The 15,843-nt window shown below is 62.0% G+C and carries 13 protein-coding genes and 1 pseudogene; 7 read left to right on the top strand and 7 right to left on the bottom strand.

The features are described from left to right. Positions 1–242: 242 nt before the first annotated feature. From ACIP90_RS04050 to ACIP90_RS04035, 4 genes are all read left to right on the top strand, one after another. Positions 243–785 (top strand): hypothetical protein, encoded by a 543-nt coding sequence (locus ACIP90_RS04050; RefSeq protein ID WP_400577178.1) that lies wholly within the window; start codon positions 243–245, stop codon positions 783–785. A gap of 664 nt (positions 786–1,449) precedes the next feature. Then, positions 1,450–2,049, top strand: a complete 600-nt coding sequence (locus ACIP90_RS04045) for a TetR/AcrR family transcriptional regulator (protein ID WP_400577177.1) — start codon at positions 1,450–1,452, stop codon at positions 2,047–2,049. A gap of 389 nt (positions 2,050–2,438) precedes the next feature. After that, positions 2,439–2,933, top strand: coding sequence for an FBP domain-containing protein (locus ACIP90_RS04040; RefSeq protein ID WP_400577176.1), 495 nt, complete (start codon positions 2,439–2,441; stop codon positions 2,931–2,933). A 217-nt stretch (positions 2,934–3,150) separates the two neighbouring features. Beyond that, positions 3,151–3,327 carry a CsbD family protein gene (locus tag ACIP90_RS04035; RefSeq protein ID WP_400577174.1) on the top strand — a complete coding sequence of 59 codons (177 nt, stop codon included), beginning with the start codon at positions 3,151–3,153 and terminating at the stop codon, positions 3,325–3,327. 282 nt (positions 3,328–3,609) lie between these two features. Here the strand turns inward: ACIP90_RS04035 and ACIP90_RS04030 are convergent. The 4 genes and pseudogenes from ACIP90_RS04030 to ACIP90_RS04015 all read right to left on the bottom strand — a co-directional run. After that, positions 3,610–3,794: pseudogene (locus ACIP90_RS04030) on the bottom strand (glucose-6-phosphate dehydrogenase); the annotation flags it as partial. 313 nt (positions 3,795–4,107) lie between these two features. Beyond that, the gene (locus tag ACIP90_RS04025; protein WP_400577173.1) at positions 4,108–4,911 is read right to left on the bottom strand and encodes an IclR family transcriptional regulator; all 804 of its coding nucleotides are present in this window, start codon (positions 4,909–4,911) and stop codon (positions 4,108–4,110) included. A gap of 79 nt (positions 4,912–4,990) precedes the next feature. Continuing rightward, positions 4,991–6,247 (bottom strand): aminopeptidase P family protein, encoded by a 1,257-nt coding sequence (locus ACIP90_RS04020; RefSeq protein ID WP_400577172.1) that lies wholly within the window; start codon positions 6,245–6,247, stop codon positions 4,991–4,993. A gap of 59 nt (positions 6,248–6,306) precedes the next feature. Beyond that, a complete protein-coding gene (locus tag ACIP90_RS04015; RefSeq protein ID WP_400577170.1) occupies positions 6,307–7,644 on the bottom strand; it encodes an MFS transporter in 1,338 nt (445 codons plus the stop codon). Between the two features lie 879 nt (positions 7,645–8,523). On the opposite strand from ACIP90_RS04015, the gene ACIP90_RS04010 reads away from it, so the two are divergent. The 3 genes from ACIP90_RS04010 (at position 8,524) to ACIP90_RS04000 (ending at position 12,649) form a co-directional block, all read left to right on the top strand. After that, positions 8,524–10,683, top strand: coding sequence for a glycogen debranching N-terminal domain-containing protein (locus tag ACIP90_RS04010; RefSeq protein WP_400577169.1), 2,160 nt, complete (start codon positions 8,524–8,526; stop codon positions 10,681–10,683). A 323-nt stretch (positions 10,684–11,006) separates the two neighbouring features. Then, complete coding sequence (locus tag ACIP90_RS04005) at positions 11,007–11,558, top strand: hypothetical protein (protein WP_400577167.1); 552 nt, start codon at positions 11,007–11,009, stop codon at positions 11,556–11,558. 350 nt (positions 11,559–11,908) lie between these two features. Then, the gene (locus tag ACIP90_RS04000) at positions 11,909–12,649 is read left to right on the top strand and encodes an SDR family NAD(P)-dependent oxidoreductase (protein WP_400577166.1); all 741 of its coding nucleotides are present in this window, start codon (positions 11,909–11,911) and stop codon (positions 12,647–12,649) included. Positions 12,650–13,080: 431 nt separating this feature from the next. On the opposite strand, the gene ACIP90_RS03995 is transcribed toward ACIP90_RS04000, so the two are convergent. The 3 genes from ACIP90_RS03995 to ACIP90_RS03985 all read right to left on the bottom strand — a co-directional run bounded on the left by ACIP90_RS03995 (position 13,081) and on the right by ACIP90_RS03985 (position 15,732). Next, positions 13,081–13,836, bottom strand: coding sequence for an SDR family NAD(P)-dependent oxidoreductase (locus ACIP90_RS03995; RefSeq protein ID WP_400577164.1), 756 nt, complete (start codon positions 13,834–13,836; stop codon positions 13,081–13,083). A 9-nt stretch (positions 13,837–13,845) separates the two neighbouring features. Then, positions 13,846–14,253: a heme-binding protein gene (locus ACIP90_RS03990; protein WP_400577162.1), complete on the bottom strand. Its 408-nt coding sequence runs from the start codon at positions 14,251–14,253 to the stop codon at positions 13,846–13,848. 69 nt (positions 14,254–14,322) lie between these two features. Next, on the bottom strand, positions 14,323–15,732 hold the full coding sequence (locus tag ACIP90_RS03985) for an MFS transporter (RefSeq protein WP_400577161.1): 1,410 nt from the start codon (positions 15,730–15,732) through the stop codon (positions 14,323–14,325). Between the last annotated feature and the right edge of the window lie 111 nt (positions 15,733–15,843).

The raw sequence follows: 15,843 nt of genomic DNA, 5'->3' as shown, positions 1-15,843 counted from the left end.
GCGACGAAGACGCGCTGATCGGCGTTAGAAATACCCTCCACAGAAGCGCGGACGGATTTATACATTCGTTAGATAAACATCTGGTGCGGTTGGCTGCTTACGAGTAATCTGGTTCACCGAGACGCCCCTTCGGGCGCAAACTCAAGGACTCACCCCTAGCCACCGTCAGGGAATATCCCGTTCAGAGGCACGCCGTTATGCCCTTTTCTCAATACCGCTCTGCCCAAAAATCGAGGAAGAAAATGACCGCCACCAAAGCACTTCTTGCACTGCCGACCATCCTGGCCGCCACCCTGCTCACACCTGCAATGCCAGCTGCCGCCGTCGGCCCAGACCAGCCGGAAGGGCCGGCCTACATCCCTGCCGGCTTCGCCTGCCCTGACTTCAACGTCGGCTACACATGGACGGGCGGAGGAAACATTCACTACAAGGAGCTCTTGAACAAGGATGGCTCGGTGCGTGGCACCGTTGTGTCCTCCCTTGGAACAACGGAGTTCACTTACATCAACTACGGCCCGGACCCCTCAAACCCGGTGCCAGGCAAGACGTTTACCGCAACATCGGGGGGATCGAAGGTCACCACCGAATTCGAAGAAGATGCTTTCACCGTCACGATGACTGGGCGGAACAACTGGTTGACACTGAACGGCCCTGACATTCCCGGAGGCGTCTCGACCACTCTGCACACCGGGCGCGTCACCTTCGCCTTCGACCTCACTACAGGCGCCGTCAACCTGGTGGGCTCACCGGGGCAGGAGATTGATCTCTGCGCGGAGCTCCGGTAGGGCAGGTAGTCGGACCTCGTGAAGAAGTGGAGGCCTAGGTTCACGCCAGCACCAGGGCAACGAACGAGTTTTGACCACTAACAAACTTAGGAAGCCTGTCGGCTAATGCTGACAGGCTTCCTGGAGTGGAAACATCCACGTGCGTCATCGGCGTTCGACCTCGATCTTGGCCGGCCGTTAGACGAGAGAACCCCGCATCTGCTTGCGATCCCGTCGGTTCGAGCGTTACGCCCAAGTGGTCTGTCAATGTGTATGAAATCCGAGACCGGGTGTTTCTCTTGACCGGCAGCGACCAGGCGCGGGCGGCGACAGGACAGTTCCTTGCGGGGTATCTGAAGTCGCAGCACTTGAGGCGCTGCGTGCGAACGCCAAGGCCGTCGAGCTGCTCACGGCCAGGCGCTGGTACGTCATCAAATCCGCCCGTGAGGCCGGCGCGACGTGGGCCCAGATCGGCGAAGCACTGGGGACCACGAAACAAGCCGCCCATGACTTATACCGCCGCAAGATCGAAGAGCAGGAGAAGTACCTGCCGGACCTTCATGACGTCGCAGCCGCGCGTGCGGACGAAATTCATGGTGTCCCGCTCCGGGGCGAATGGTGCACCCCGGCTGTCTTGGGACAGAACGGTCTGTCTCGGCCCAGCCGTATTGTGTATTATCCGTGTGTGCAGACACCAGAGTTCAGGGCTGAACAGCCAGTGCGCCCTGCAACGGACAAGCCTCGCGAGAAGATCGCTGCCGTCGCATACGAGCTGTTCGCCCGGCGCGGGATTCGGGACGTCGGAGTGGACGAACTGATCCGTGCTTCGGGTGTGGCCAAGGCAACCTTCTACAGGCACTTCCGCTCCAAGGACGATGTCGTCCTTGCCTTCCTCGAGCAGTGGTACCTGGAACGCACTGCCGCGATCCAGAACGCAATTGCCCGGCGCGGGACCAGCGACGAGGATGCCATGCTGACCATCTTTGACGTCTTCGACGACTGGTTCCGCCAGGGCGCGGTCCAGGTCAGCTCTTTCTTGCACGTGATGATGGAGATGGGCCCCGACCACCCCCTAGGGAAAGCGAGCATCCAGTACTTGGATAGGACGCGGCAACAGATCGCGGAACTCGCAGAATCTGCTGGCCTTAACGACCCGCACGATTTCGCCTGGTCCATTCACATCCTGATCAAGGGAGCCATAGTCGCCGCGGCCGAGGGCGACTCCCGCGCTGCCGCCCGCGCCCGAACCATGGCCGAACTGCTCATGGCCTACCACCGGCCCTGAACCGAGAATGGTGTATCTGTACTCGCTTTCTTTCCTGCTGCTCGCAGCAGGCGCTACGTTTGCCAAGGGTGGTGGCAACAACCTTTTGGACAGATCTGGATATGGTTTGGCACGATATGGGAACCGGGATGATCTGGTGAAAAGGTGGGGAGACGAGGCAATGAGCTCGCGGGGGACCTTTGCGGTCGCTGCGGCCATAGTGAGCGAGGTGGCCGTCATGGCCTGCAGTGTGCCCGTTGCTGCGCCCAGTTTCCCCTGACGCGGACCCGTCCCTAGTTCTTCAGGTCTCCAACTGACAAAGACGTGGATTGCGGTCCTTTTCGCGCCCGGAAGCTGACACTCCATGACCCTCCCCGGAAGGGGAAACCACATCGTCGAAAGAGTCAGTCATGCAGGCAATCACGCCGCAGCAGATCCGTTCATCCTTTATCAACGCAACCCGTTCCGAGGCAACAAAGCTCACTCTGCCCAAAAACCTCGATTCCCAGGACTGGGACAACCTGGACTTCCTGGGCTGGCGCGACGAGAAGCTGCCGCTTCGGGGGTACTTGGTAGTGCCCGGGCAAAAAGGCCTGACTGGGATAATGCTCCGCGCACCCGAAGGCGGCGCAAAGAAGAACCGCTCAGTGCTCTGCGAGTTGTGCCGGGACGTGTTCTCCAAGGAAGATGTGCTCCTTTGGGTAGCCAAGCGCGCTGGCCAGTCCGGACGTGACGGGAACACCGTTGGCACGCTAATTTGCGCAGACTTCCTGTGCTGCGAGAACGTGCGAAAGGAACCTCCGGCCAATGAGATCAACCCGGACCCGGCAGCCGTCGTCCTCCGCCAGATTGAGGGCCTCCAAAACCGCACCAGTCACTTTCTCAATCGAGTCCAGCAAGGCTAGGCAGAGACCAGCCAAGAAGCCGGTCAGGGGCCTATAGCTCCGGCGCCCGCGAGTGGCACATGACCCCAGCCACCGAGTGTTTATGAGGACCCGCATCACCGAGTGAATCGTCCTGACTTACGGAGCATCCGCACGTCCACTTGATTACTTATTGCTAAGCATGCTTATTATGTTCGTAGCCGAATGCAAGCGGCTGCCAACCAGAGGAGGGAACACCATGGGATTGGGCGACAAGATCGAGAACGCGGCAGAGAAGGCCGGCGGTAAGGGCAAGGAGGCCACAGGTGCCGCCACGGGCGATGAAAGCCTGCGGAACGAGGGCCAAGCCGACCAGGCCAAAGGCGATTTGAAGCAAGCCGGCGAAAAGGTCAAGGACGCTTTCAAGAAGGACTGACCAGACGGCAACGAAGGGCGCACTCTGCGAACGGGGTGCGCCCTTCGCTTTGCCCGGAAGCGTAGGAATCGGGCCCGGCAGACGTGCCCTGACCTCATCCAACGGCGCAAGAGTCTCGCCCCGCCCGTATAGGTTGACGAAACGTGCGTTATCGGCGTAAGGAACCAGCCCAATAGTCGCGGAGAAAGACGTCCACCCAGCTCTGCAGCCGCGTTTCGTTGTGCAATTTCCGACACTGGTGGCTCAGGAACTCGCGTCCGTCACTGAAACTTAAGAAGCCTGAAGGTGGTTCTGGATCAGGTCGCGCGCTGCGCCAACGCCGTCGTAATACCCCGCCCGGCCGGCCGTGCCGATGTCCTCGGCCATTGTGATATGGACATGGTCCACGTTGTTCGCGTTCCACAACGGCTCAAACAACTGGTTCGCAACCGCAGCGCCAGAACCTTCTGAACCGTCTCCTTGTCCAGGTTTCTTCGATTTTCCACTCGTTGGCCTCCTAGGAACCAGCTGACGCCTGCGTGATGCGAAGCCGGGCAGTAATCCTCGGAGGCGGACGTACTCAAATCAAGGAAGCAGCCAGCCCTCGATGCCGATCGAAGCGCTGGAAGCTCTCCCGGAAAACTTGGGTATGCCAAGACGAGGAATCAGGCGGAACAGGTGTGCGGCTGGCAGACAGAGGGCGTCCTTGCAGCAGGCAGGAGATGGGGAAATACGGAGCAGCGCCTTTTGGTTTCGTTCACCCTAGTCGAGAGGTTGCCTCCTCCTGTCCTGACCTCAGTGTCAGTGCAAATGAGCGCGTCCTCCCAGACGTGCCGTGACTTTCTGTGCTGCCGCGGCGCAGGATTCGCCGAGCGCCTCCAACCGGTCCTGGGACACACGGAACCGTGGTGCAGGGATTAGCACGGCGGCCACCACGTCGCCGCGGTGATCGTAGACAGGTGCTGCCAGGCCCACTTCGTCGATGGAGGTTTCCCCGTAGTTGATGGCCCAGCCGCGCCGGAGGTCGTCTTTCAACCGAACAAGGTAGGCGTCCAGGCTGCATTCGTCCAGGCCAGGGTAGACGATGGCTCCGCTGTTGAGGAGGGAACGGACGCGGGGTTCCGGTTCTTGGGCTAGGAACACCTGGACGGAGGAACTCAGCGCGTCGTTGTACCGTGCTCCCAGCGGCGTGGTGTGTTTGATCTGGTGGCGACTCGCGATCTGCTCCACGCAGATGGATTCATCGCCGCTCCATACCATGAGGGCGCTGGTTTCGCCGGTCTGCTCCGACAGTTCGCGGAGCACGGGGTAGGCAACGCGCCGCTCCTCGAGCTCGGCCAGCAGGGGTCCGGCCACAGCGATCAGTCCGAGTCCGAGCCGGAAGCGGCGGGTCTCGGCGTCCCGTTCCACCAGATGCTCCTGCTCAAAAGTGGCCAGGATCCTGGAGACGGTGCTTTTGTGCAGGCCGACGCGGTTTGCGATTTCGGTGACCCCCAGGAGGGGCTCCTCCGCCGTGAATGTGCGGAGGACGGCGATCGCGTTGACGATGACGGAAGCGCCCTTGCTGTCGCCGTTGCCTGTGGTCTCGGGTTCTGTTGCGCTCATGGTGTTACCCATCATTCCTTAACAGGCGCCGAAAGCGGCGCCATGATGGCGCCGCTTCCGGCGTGGTCATGGATGAAGGTTAGGCGCCGATGATGTTGTATTCGGGTCCGAACGGGAACTTCGTGATGTTCTCCGCGCCGTCCTCGCCGACCACCAGGATGTCGTGCTCGCGGTAGCCGCCGGCTCCGGGCTGGCCGTCGAGAACGGTGATCATCGGCTCCATGGAAACCACCATTCCGGGTTCGAGCACAGTGTCGATGTCCTCGCGGAGCTCCAGTCCGGCTTCCCGGCCGTAGTAGTGGCTGAGGACGCCGAAGGAGTGTCCGTAACCGAAAGTGCGGTTGGCCAGCAGTCCGTGGCCCACGTAGATCTCGTTGAGTTCGGCGGCGATGTCCTTGCAGACAGCACCGGGCTTGATCAGTTCGAGGCCGCGCTTGTGGACTTCCACGTTGATGTTCCACAGTTCCAGGGAGCGGGCATCGGGTTCGCCGTAGAACTGCGTGCGTTCCAGTGCCGTGTAGTAGCCGGACGTCATCGGGAAACAGTTCAGCGACAGGATGTCGTGCTCTTGGATCTTCCGGGTGGTGGCCCAGTTGTGCGCACCGTCCGTATTGATGCCGGACTGGAACCAGACCCACGTGTCCCGGATCTCCGAGTCGGGGAACGTGCGGGCGATCTCGTGAACCATGGCTTCGGTTCCGATCAGCGCCACCTCGTACTCGGTGATGCCGCCGGTGATGGCATTGCGGATGGCTTCGCCGCCCAGGTCGCCGATGCGCGCCCCGTGCTTGATGACCTCGATCTCCTCGGCGGACTTGATCATGCGTTGGCGCATCGCCGCCTGGGCCACATCCACCAGGGTTGCCGACCCGAAGGCCGCCTGGATCTTGTTGCGGTTGTCCAGCGGCAGGGAGTCGTCCTCGACGCCGAGCCGGCGCACAGTGATGCCACGGGTGCGCAGCACTTCCTGGATGGCGTGGATGTAGTTATCACGGCGCCAATCCGTGTACACCAGGTTGTCCCCGTAGCTGCGGCGCCAGGGCATGCCGGCGTCTATGTTTGCCGTGACCGTTACGGTGTCGTCCTTCGTGACCACCATGGCGTAGGACCGGCCGAAGTAGGTGAACAGGAAGTCGGAGTAGTACTTGATCGAGTGGTAGCTCGTCAGGACGACGGCGTCCAGTTCCTTCTCTGCCATGATGCGGCGCAGGCCCGCCAGGCGGCGCTCGAACTCCGCATCGGAGAAGGTGAGCTTCTCCTTCTGGCCGTTGTGCAGGACTTTGGTGCGCTCGAGTTCGGCGACGGATGAGGCGTTCTCGAATGCTGTGGTCGTCATAGTGGTAGTACCTTTCTGTGGTGCATTTTCTCGAAGTGAGGAAGTTGAAGAAGTCTGTTTTATTCGTGGCGGAGCGGTTCTTTGCCGGTTTCCTTGCCCAGTGCGACCGCGATGAGGGAGATGACGGCTGCCGCGACGAGGTACCACGCTGGCGCCAGATCGTTGGCTGTGGCCGAGATGAGGAGCGTTGCCATGAACGGGGCGGTGCCGCCGAAAAGGGCGTTTGAGAGGTTGAAGCTGACCGCGAAACCGCTGTAACGGACACGGGTTGGGAACATTTCCGCCAGGAAGCTGGGCAGGGTGCCGTCGTTCAGGGTGAGCATGGCGCCCAGGAGGATCTGGACCAGGACGATGACCAGGAAGTTCCCGGTTCCAAGCAGCGCAAAGGCGGGGACGGTCAGAACGATGAACGCGACCGATGCGCTAATGAGCACCTTCTTGCGCCCATACCGGTCCGACAGCATGCCGGTGAGGAAGATGAAGCCGATGTAGGTAACCAGAGCGATGGTTGTGGCCAGGAATGATTCCGTTTCACCCAAGCCCAGCTCCGAGGACAAATAGGTGGGCATGTAGCTGAGGATCACATAGAAGCCGACGGCATTGAGCAGCACGGCCCCGACAGCCCGCAGCAGCTGCCGCCAATGGTTCCGGAACAGGCTGGACACCGGTGCCGCATCTTTATGATCTTCGGCGGCCAGTTGGCGGAACACGGGCGTGTCTTCGAGCTTGGTCCGGATATACCGGCCGATCAAGCCCATCGGGGCCGCCAGTAGGAACGGCAGCCGCCAGCCCCAGCTCTGCATCGCTTCCGGAGAAAGCAAGGTGGTCAGCAGGCCTGCGATCAGGGAACCCAGGAGCAGGCCCGCGGCGGTGCTGGCCGGGACCACGGCAGCATACAGGCCGCGCCTGTTAGCGGGGGCGTACTCCACCAGGAAGGCCGAGGCCCCAGCGTACTCACCGGAAGCGGAGAAGCCCTGCGCAACCCTGATGATTAGGAGCAGGATGGGCGCCCAGAGCCCGATCGCGTCATAGCCCGGAATCAGCGCGATGCAGAATGTTGCGCCGGACATGATCAGGATTGAAAGGGAGAGGGCTGTCCGGCGGCCCACCTTGTCTCCGATATGGCCCCAGATGAACCCGCCGAGCGGGCGCACCAGGAACGAAATCGCAAAAAGGGCGAAGGTCAGGAGAAGTCCGGTCTGGGGGTCCGACTCGGGGAAAAAGACTTTGGCTATCGTGACGGCGAGGTAGCCGTAGACGGCGTAGTCGAACCACTCCACGAAGTTGCCGATGAAGCTGGCGGCGACGACCCTGCGGCGGGTTTCCTTGCTAACACCGTCTCCGTTGACGGTCTGTGCCTGGTCCTTCGGAGACAATGAGGATATTTCGTTACTCATAGATCCACCAATAGTGATTTGGGTTGCATTGAGAGCAACACTGTTGTTTAAGAATAAGGGTGATCTGCGCCACGGTCAATGACTTTTCGCTCCGGTAAACCTGCGGCTCGCCGAGAATTGCGGGCGATGAAACATTCTTGGGCAGTTTAGGGCGCAAGCTTGAGCAACATAGTTGTTGCGAGAGAAGCAACGCAGTCGTATTTCTCGGGGGTTGCCCTAATGGATACCTCACCGCGTCCGCTGGCACTGCGAAGGCCCGGGTCATCCTCCACGGCAACAGGACAATGGTGCTCCGCTAAGCAGCCCTGCCCGGGGTCCCGTATGCCGGAGCCAGAATCCACAGGGTATTCGGCCATGAGACTAGCCCGACCAGCCGGATGGCCAGATGCAGCACCACCACCCACTTCTGTGCCTCTGCGCGGAACTCATAAGCTCACTCGGAAGGTATATAGCTGCTGAAGCAAGCGCCGGACCTCTGATTACAAACGGAATCGTTCCCTCCGCGCTGAAGGCTCTCGGGTGTCGGGTCTCTGGCATCGGAGGGCAAGCACGAGTAGCGTCGATTCGACAGCAGGTAGGACGTGCAGCAGTCTGACCGCGGGGCCAGGGAGCGCTGGCATTGGTTTCATGAAGGGGCCGGGATGGCTGGTTGGAATGCTGACACGGCGGCAGGTCCTCTGGGGGCGGGGACAGTCACTCTGGTCGAGGGATCGTCCTTCTGCATCTCGCTGCAGAACGGGGACATGCACGCGGAACATCCACGGCGGCTTTGAAGTGGCGCAGCAGAATGTCCACGCCCAGGACCACATCTGGCAGGCGTTCTCCGATGGGCGTAGATTCGGCTCAGGTTAGTACGGCGTTGCTCGCAAGGAGCCTGAGATGGCTGGATGGAACGCAGACAATGCGGCCGGGCCCATCGGGCAGGGAGCCCTGACCTTGGTGGCAGGGTCATCCTTTTGCATATCGCTGCAGAACGGTGACATCTTCCCCCATCACCCTCACGGTGTTTTCCATCGGGACGCCAGGATACTGTCACGATGGTCGCTCACCGTAAATGGACAGCCAGTGGAGCCGTTGGGGGCGTGGACCCCTTCGCCTTACCAGGGCACGTACATGGGGAGGGCCGCGCTGGGCGATGGCCGCGCGGACAGCCCCTTGACGGTGGAACGAAACCGCGAGCTGGGTAACGGCATCGTGGAGGACATCACGGTCCACAACTATTCCCTTCAGCCTGCCTCCTGCGAGATCGCCCTGGCCGTGGATGCAGACTTCGCGGGCCTTTTCGAAGTTAAAGAAGGCCGATTCCACAGATTGTGGGAGCAGACCCGGCGCACGCGGGCCGGGTCGGTGACGATCGACGCGGCATGGCAGGAGACACGGCAAGGGATCGTGGTGCGGATGCGCGACGCCGAGGCCAGCGCCGAAGGTCTCCTCGTGCGGATGATCGTCCCGGCGCATGGGAAGTGGAGTGTACGGGCGACCGTGCTGCCGCTGACCGCCGAAACCGAAGTCGACGCGGGCCTGCCGACGGTCGTCCTTTCCGCCGAGATGATCTCAGCACAGCAGCGGCGTCAGAAAGCATGGGATGCACATGTTCCGCTTCCCCGGGTGGGCAATCCCACCGTAGAACGAAGCCTCATGCGCAGCCACGACGACATCGGGGCACTGCGCATCGTTGACCCCGACCATCCCGACCGCATGGTTGTCGCGGCCGGCGCACCATGGTTTATGGCACTGTTCGGGCGGGACTCCCTGCTTGCCTCGTTTATGGTCCTGCCAGTCGACGCAACGCTGGCATTGGGCACGCTGCAGACGCTGGCTGACCGGCAAGGCACGAAAGTGGATCCGCTGACCGAAGAGCAGCCCGGCCGAATTCTGCACGAGGTGCGGCTCGATGTCGGAACGAGCCTGGCTCTCGGTGGCAGATCGGCCTACTACGGCACTGCCGACGCCACTCCCCTGTTCGTCACCCTGCTCGGCGAAGCAAGCCGTTGGGGACTTGCTGCCAAGGACATCGCAGCGCTGGTGCCCCATGCAGACCGTGCCCTTGAGTGGGTCCGGGACTACGGGGACCGTGACGGCGATGGGTTCGTTGAGTACAAGCGGCTCAACGACCAGGGCCTCGCCAACCAGGGCTGGAAGGACTCCTGGGACGGGATCAACTTCGCCGACGGCAGGCTTGCCGAGCCGCCCATTGCGCTGTGCGAGGTGCAGGGCTATGTCTACAGCGCCTACATGGCCCGGGCGTGGATGGCATACGAGGCAGGCGACGAGCCTCTCGCGAATGATCTCGGGGAACGTGCGGAGCGGCTGAAAAGACAGTTCAACGAGCAGTTCTGGCTGCCGGACCGCGGGTACTACGCGATCGCACTCGACCGGGATAAGCGGCCCGTCGACGCCTGCGCCTCCAACATGGGCCACTGCCTGTGGTCAGGCATCGTGGACGAGGATAAGGCACCACAAGTTGCCCGCCGGCTGATGTCCCCGGAAATGTTCAGCGGCTGGGGCGTGCGCACCCTGGCAACGGACATGGGTGCCTACAACCCGGTCAGCTACCACAACGGCTCCGTCTGGCCTCACGACAATGCGCTCATCGTCGGAGGTCTCATGCGCTACGGCTTCGTGAAGGAAGCGCAGCGGCTTTCCTCCGCGCTGATGGACGCCGCCGAACACACGGACAACCGGCTGCCCGAACTGTTCTGTGGGTTCAGCCGTTCGGATTATCCCCAGCCGCTCCCCTACCCGACGGCCTGCTCTCCGCAAGCATGGGCCTCGGCGACGCCCGTAATGCTGATCCGGAGCCTGTTGCGCTACGAGGCAGATGTCGCCCTTGGCGTGCTCTGGATGGATCCCGCGTTGCCGGAAAGTTGGGGAGGCCTGCACACCACTAACCTGCCAGTAGGTGGGGCACGGGTCACGCTCGATGTGTCGGCGTCCCGTGTGACCGTGGAGGGACTGCCCCCAGGCATGGTGTTCCGCAAGGGAATACGGCCACCCTTGGCCGACCTTAAGGGGCTTAACAGGCGGCGCCGCAAGTGATGGGCTGGAGGCTCGTATTGTCTACCGCGTGCTCGCTGCCTTATCTGGCTTGGTCCTGGGTCCTCCCGGGAAAGATGAGCAGCGTTCCCTATCGAATCGCCTTCCGGCGCCCATTGGCCTGTTACCGGCGATAACGGGCGAGTTGAGAAAAGGCCACGAAAGTCTTTCGACGGCCCGAAACAGGCCCCCGGATTTACGCTCCCGTGACCGGTTTTCCCGCGGTTTAACGGTTGCACGAAGAACCGGAAACATCCCTCGATCAGGGCTTTTGGCGCTCCTATTCTGGTGTCATCCCGTCACTCACACCCGAAAGGGGTACCCTCATGAAAAAAGTAAGCGCCTGGCTCACTGCCATCATCATGGCTCTCGGGCTGGGCCTAATGGTTCCGGGGTCCGCCTCCGCAACCCCTTCCTACTGCGGACTGGCATGGGGCTCACTCGCCAAGACCAGCCCGGCCATGAGCGCTGCATCGGTAACCAATGTGCGCTCGGGAAAGTACTACTGCTTCGACCGCCTGGTGATCGACATCAAGGGGAAGGCATCCGGCTACAACGTCCGCTATGTCTCGAAGGTTGTACAGGACGGCTCCGTACTGCCCATCAAGCTGAGGGGCGGTGCATTCCTTCAGGTCACCGCCCACTCACCCAGCTATGACAGCGCCACCGGCAAGGCCACCTTCGTGCCGGCCAACCGCTCAGAGGTAACCAACGTTTCGAAGTACCAGACCTTCCGGCAGGTCGCCTGGGCAGGCAGCTTCGAAGGCCGCACCACCCTGGGCCTCGGCGTCCGCGCCCGGCTCCCCTTCAAGGTCTTCACCCTCGCAGGTCCCGGCAACGGATCCAGGCTCGTGATCGACGTCGCCCACCAATGGTGACAGCAGATAGAGCCAGGTAAAAAGCGGTGCCCCGCTTGGCGGGGCACCGTCAGGCAATGCATCGATGGACATGCGTAGCGAGGAGATTCCGGGAACGACCCACACCTCCCCCATCACTTCCTCGCCCGCTGTTTCTTGCCATGCCTGTCAGATACTCAGTCTGGATGCCCCGGCGGGCAAGACTCGAAGCGCTCATCGCTCAGTTCCAGGAAGAGACGGACGGAGACAGGGTCTAGGGGAAACCCGTCCGGGCGCCGCTAGTCCATTGAAACCGGCCTAGCGTCCGACGGTGCCTGGTCTCACAGTATGTCTATCCGTACCCCACACGATTATTCAACGGAGGCGTCACGATGACAGGCAAGGGCACTGTGCTCGTAACCGGCGGTGCGCGAGGGATCGGCCGGGCGATTGCCGAACGCTTAGCGGAGAGCGGCTGGACCGTCGTAGCAACCTACAACACCGGCCTCGATGAAGCGAAGGAGCTGGCACGCACGCACGGCGTGGAGATACGTCAGCTGGACTTGGCGGACAGATCCAGAACACTCGACTTCGCCCGCGGGATTCGTGATGAATTTTCCTTGGGCGCCTTGGTCAACAATGCCGGGATCCTCGAGAAGCAACCGTTCGAAGAAATGAGTCTTGATGGCTGGGACCGAACCTTCGAGGTCAATGTGACGGCACCCCTCATCCTTGCCCAGGCAATCGGCCCCCAGATGTCCGCCGGCGGGAGCATCGTCAACATCGCCAGCGCCGATGCCTTCATCGGGTCCTTCCGAAGCATCGCCTACTCGGCCAGCAAAGCGGCTCTGCTGTCAGTGACCCGAAGCCTCGCCAACGTCCTAGGACCCCGGGGAGTCCGCGTCAACGCCGTAACCCCTGGCTGGGTCGACTCCGGCATACTGACTGAATCCTACGAAGCCGCGAACCTCACTCCCCTGGGTCGCAATGGGAGCCCCGTCGACATCGCCAAGGTCGTCGCCTTCCTCCTCAGCGACGACGCATCGTTCATCAACGGGGCCTCCATCGTCGCCGACGGGGGCTATACCGGCGTGGACTACTTCATGAAGAAGGAGAATGACTCCCTTGGTTGACCCCTCGGATCCATGGGGATCCAGCCCGGAGCTAGGCCTTCAGGCGTCCCCAGCGTTAACCATCCCTTAGGCACCGCTCGGCGAGCAGGTCCAGGCTCAAGGGGGCAGCTGCCAGCTCCACGGTCCTTATCGGTAGAAAGCGTGATGACTTTCCCTCGCGGAATTATTGACCAGGGCGCCTTTGGCGGCTCGCCCGTCACCCGCAGCTGGGTATCACACCCCCCGCTCTCAGGTTGACGGAAGGCCGGTTATCGGCGTTGAAAGCAAGGGCAAATAGGGGAGTTTTAGCCTGGCCGGCGTGAGGACGCCACGGACTTAAGCTTGCGGAGCTGGCGCATTCGGAAGAGTCATCGGCGTAGACGGAGCTGTGCAGCGACGGTGGCTCTTAAGGACATTGTTAGCTACCCTCCTGAGCGTTCTCTTAGTACTAGCTAGTACACGCCCCCGTCCACGACGAGCGCCTGGCCGGTCATGTAGGAGGAGCCGTCCGAAGCTAGGTACACGACTATCGGGGCGATTTCCTCAGGTTTTCCCTGGCGGCCCATGGGGACGATTTTTTTGACGACGCGTTCCTGTTCCTCCGGTCCGCCCATGTAGTCGATGGCGGGCCTGTTGAACGGGGTGTCGATCCATCCGGGGCAAACGCAGTTGACCCTGATCCCGTGGGGGGCAAGCTCCGGGGCGAGTGCCTTGGTGAAGGCTACGATGGCGCCTTTTGACGCAGCGTACGCTGTGAGGCCGGCGCCGCCCTTCACGGCCGCGAGTGAGGCCATATTGATGATGGATCCGCCGCCTTGGGCGCGAAGGACGGGCACGGCATGCTTGACACCGAAGAAGCAAGAGCGGGGGTTGACCGCCATCAGCAGGTCCCACTGGGTCTGATCGAACTCGGTTATAGGGCCCGAGCGCTGCGCTCCTGCGTTATTGAAAAGGATGTCAAGGCCGCCCAGTGCGTCGGTTCCCTGCTTGATGAGTGCCTCGACGTCGTTCTCGTTGCTCACGTCGGTTCGGACAAAGTGAGCTGCGCCGCCCTGGTCGCGGATCTCTTCGACCGTGCGCTGGCCGCTCTCCTCGTTGATGTCCGCTACAACGACCGATGCACCTTCCCGAGCGAACATCTGGGCGGTGACTGCCCCGATGCCCGTAGCGGCACCGGTGATGATCGCCCTTTTTCCCTCCAATTGCATTCATTCCTCCTAAGGCTGGCTGAGCGCCGCGACCGCGGCGGCCGCTATCTCATCGTCCTGATCCACAGTGCCCCCGGCGACTCCGACAGCCCCAACAATCTCGCCGCCGATTTCCAGCGGCCGTCCCCCTCCGAAAGTAATCAGGGGACGCTGGTGCGTGTGCTCCAGACCGTACAGGGGCTGGCCCGGCTGGGTCAGGGATCCGATGTCCTTCGTTGCCATCTTCATAGAACACGCGGTGTAGGCCTTTCCCACCGAAATCTCGGTGCTGGCCAAGAGTGCATTGTCCTGTCGCGCGAAGGCCAGGAGCTCGCGTCCTGCATCAACGATGGCCACGCTGGAAGGGGAGCCGATCTCCCTGGCCTTGGCCAGTGCCGCGTCCAACGCCTGGCGTGCCTGCTCGTAACTCATTCCCATCGGTTTCTCCTTGTTCATCGGATGAGATCAATGACATGGGCCTCAGCCCGGGGAGGGCGGGTAAGGGCCTCACTCTTGGGGAAGTCCCGGCCGCACATGGGTCCGTTCACGGGAGACCAAGGCGCGGTCACGGTCCTTGAAGCGCCCCACGGTCTCGCGGGTGAACAGCGCGATGATGATTGCGGAGATGAGCGCCACAGCCACCAGGAAGTAGAGGGCGTAGAAGTATCCCGTTTCACTTGCGAATCCTCCTCCAAGTCCGATCAGCCATCCGATGACGAGGGGTGAAACGCCTCCAACGTAAAGGAAGAACAGGAGGATCGAGTTCGCCGTCCCCACCGCACCCGGCTCTGCAGAGTCCGAGCCGAAGGCGTAGAGGACGGGGAAGATAGCATTCGTGGCCAGGCCAGCGATGAGCTGCACCACGATCAGCACGGTCAGGCTCACCGCAGAAAACCGCAGCAGATAGAGGCCGATCGCCAGCCACGTGAACGCGATGATCAGACTGATCTTTCGTCCGATGTAGTCCGAGACGATGCCCCAAAAGATCTGGCCGATCCCGCCGGTGATCGTGAACACGGCACTGTAGGCGGCGGCTTCCGCGAAGCTGAAACCACCCACGAAGGCGATGTACGCAGGCAGCCAGAAGCTGATCCCGGTGTAAATCATGATCCCGAACATGGATGCCAGCGCGGGAACCAGGATGTTCGGGTTAGCCAGGCTCCGGCGCAACGCACCGGGTTCGGCGTGCCGCTGCTCGGCGCCGGCCCCGCTGGCGAGAGGCTTGGTGAGGCCCGCCGCCTCGGTGTCCTCTTCGAACTTCCGGTAGCGTTTCGGGGAGCTGTACCACCACCAGCTAATCCAGATTGGGATCATCGCCAGCGGGATGATCAGGAAGACGTACCGCCAGTTCTCCGGCCCGAAGGCGGCAAGGATTGCGCCCGTGGCGATGGCCCCCAGACCCGTTCCCCATGGATAGGCCGCGTGCTGTATCCCGAGGGCAAGACCCCGCTTCTCCACCGGGTACCACTCGACCATGGCGGTCACTTCGACCGCTTCTCCGGCGCCGCCGAAGGCATTCTTGATCGACTGAATCACCACGACGTTCCAGATCGTCTTCGTCAGCGCGGCGATGCCGGTGAGGATGGAGAACAGGAAATAGCCAGCCGCCACGATTGCGTTGCGGTATTTTCGTGCCCAGCCATGTCCGCCGCGGTCGAACCAGGCGCCGGCCGGGATTGCCAGCGCCGCCGTTGCCACCGTCACGATCGTACTGACTATGCCCGCCTCCTCCGGTGACAGCCTGAACTCTTCAACCATCGGTGGCAGGACGTAGTAGAAGATTTGGCGCGTATTCGCGTTCATCGCGTACACCAGCCACAGGAACACCAGAGCCCCTACTGCCGTTGCCGGGACACGGGCCCGGTTCTTGGAAGCTCCCTGCGCCGGCCCGCCGGCCGGCTTGTCCGTGCTTGCCATTTTGCCTTCTCCTTTCCTGGTCAGGCTGTCATCGTGGGGCTGATGGGTGCATGAAGGCCGGGTCCTCACCCTCAAGGGTGCGGGGACTCGGGACGTGCACGTGGGACATTC

Source organism: Arthrobacter sp. NPDC093139 (assembly GCF_044754165.1).
In the GTDB taxonomy this organism is placed as follows: Bacteria; Actinomycetota; Actinomycetes; order Actinomycetales; family Micrococcaceae; genus Arthrobacter.
The sequence above is the reverse complement of the archived record's forward strand: the minus strand, read 5'-3'. Positions and strand labels throughout refer to the sequence as shown.

Coding starts and splice junctions, on each gene's coding strand:
- ACIP90_RS04050 (WP_400577178.1), top strand. CDS start 243: ATGACCGCCACCAAAGCACTTCTTGCACTGCCGACCATCCTGGCCGCC.
- ACIP90_RS04040 (WP_400577176.1), top strand. CDS start 2,439: ATGCAGGCAATCACGCCGCAGCAGATCCGTTCATCCTTTATCAACGCA.
- ACIP90_RS04035 (WP_400577174.1), top strand. CDS start 3,151: ATGGGATTGGGCGACAAGATCGAGAACGCGGCAGAGAAGGCCGGCGGT.
- ACIP90_RS04025 (WP_400577173.1), bottom strand. CDS start 4,911: ATGAGCGCAACAGAACCCGAGACCACAGGCAACGGCGACAGCAAGGGC.
- ACIP90_RS04020 (WP_400577172.1), bottom strand. CDS start 6,247: ATGACGACCACAGCATTCGAGAACGCCTCATCCGTCGCCGAACTCGAG.
- ACIP90_RS04015 (WP_400577170.1), bottom strand. CDS start 7,644: ATGAGTAACGAAATATCCTCATTGTCTCCGAAGGACCAGGCACAGACC.
- ACIP90_RS04010 (WP_400577169.1), top strand. CDS start 8,524: ATGGCTGGATGGAACGCAGACAATGCGGCCGGGCCCATCGGGCAGGGA.
- ACIP90_RS04005 (WP_400577167.1), top strand. CDS start 11,007: ATGAAAAAAGTAAGCGCCTGGCTCACTGCCATCATCATGGCTCTCGGG.
- ACIP90_RS04000 (WP_400577166.1), top strand. CDS start 11,909: ATGACAGGCAAGGGCACTGTGCTCGTAACCGGCGGTGCGCGAGGGATC.
- ACIP90_RS03995 (WP_400577164.1), bottom strand. CDS start 13,836: ATGCAATTGGAGGGAAAAAGGGCGATCATCACCGGTGCCGCTACGGGC.
- ACIP90_RS03990 (WP_400577162.1), bottom strand. CDS start 14,253: ATGGGAATGAGTTACGAGCAGGCACGCCAGGCGTTGGACGCGGCACTG.
- ACIP90_RS03985 (WP_400577161.1), bottom strand. CDS start 15,732: ATGGCAAGCACGGACAAGCCGGCCGGCGGGCCGGCGCAGGGAGCTTCC.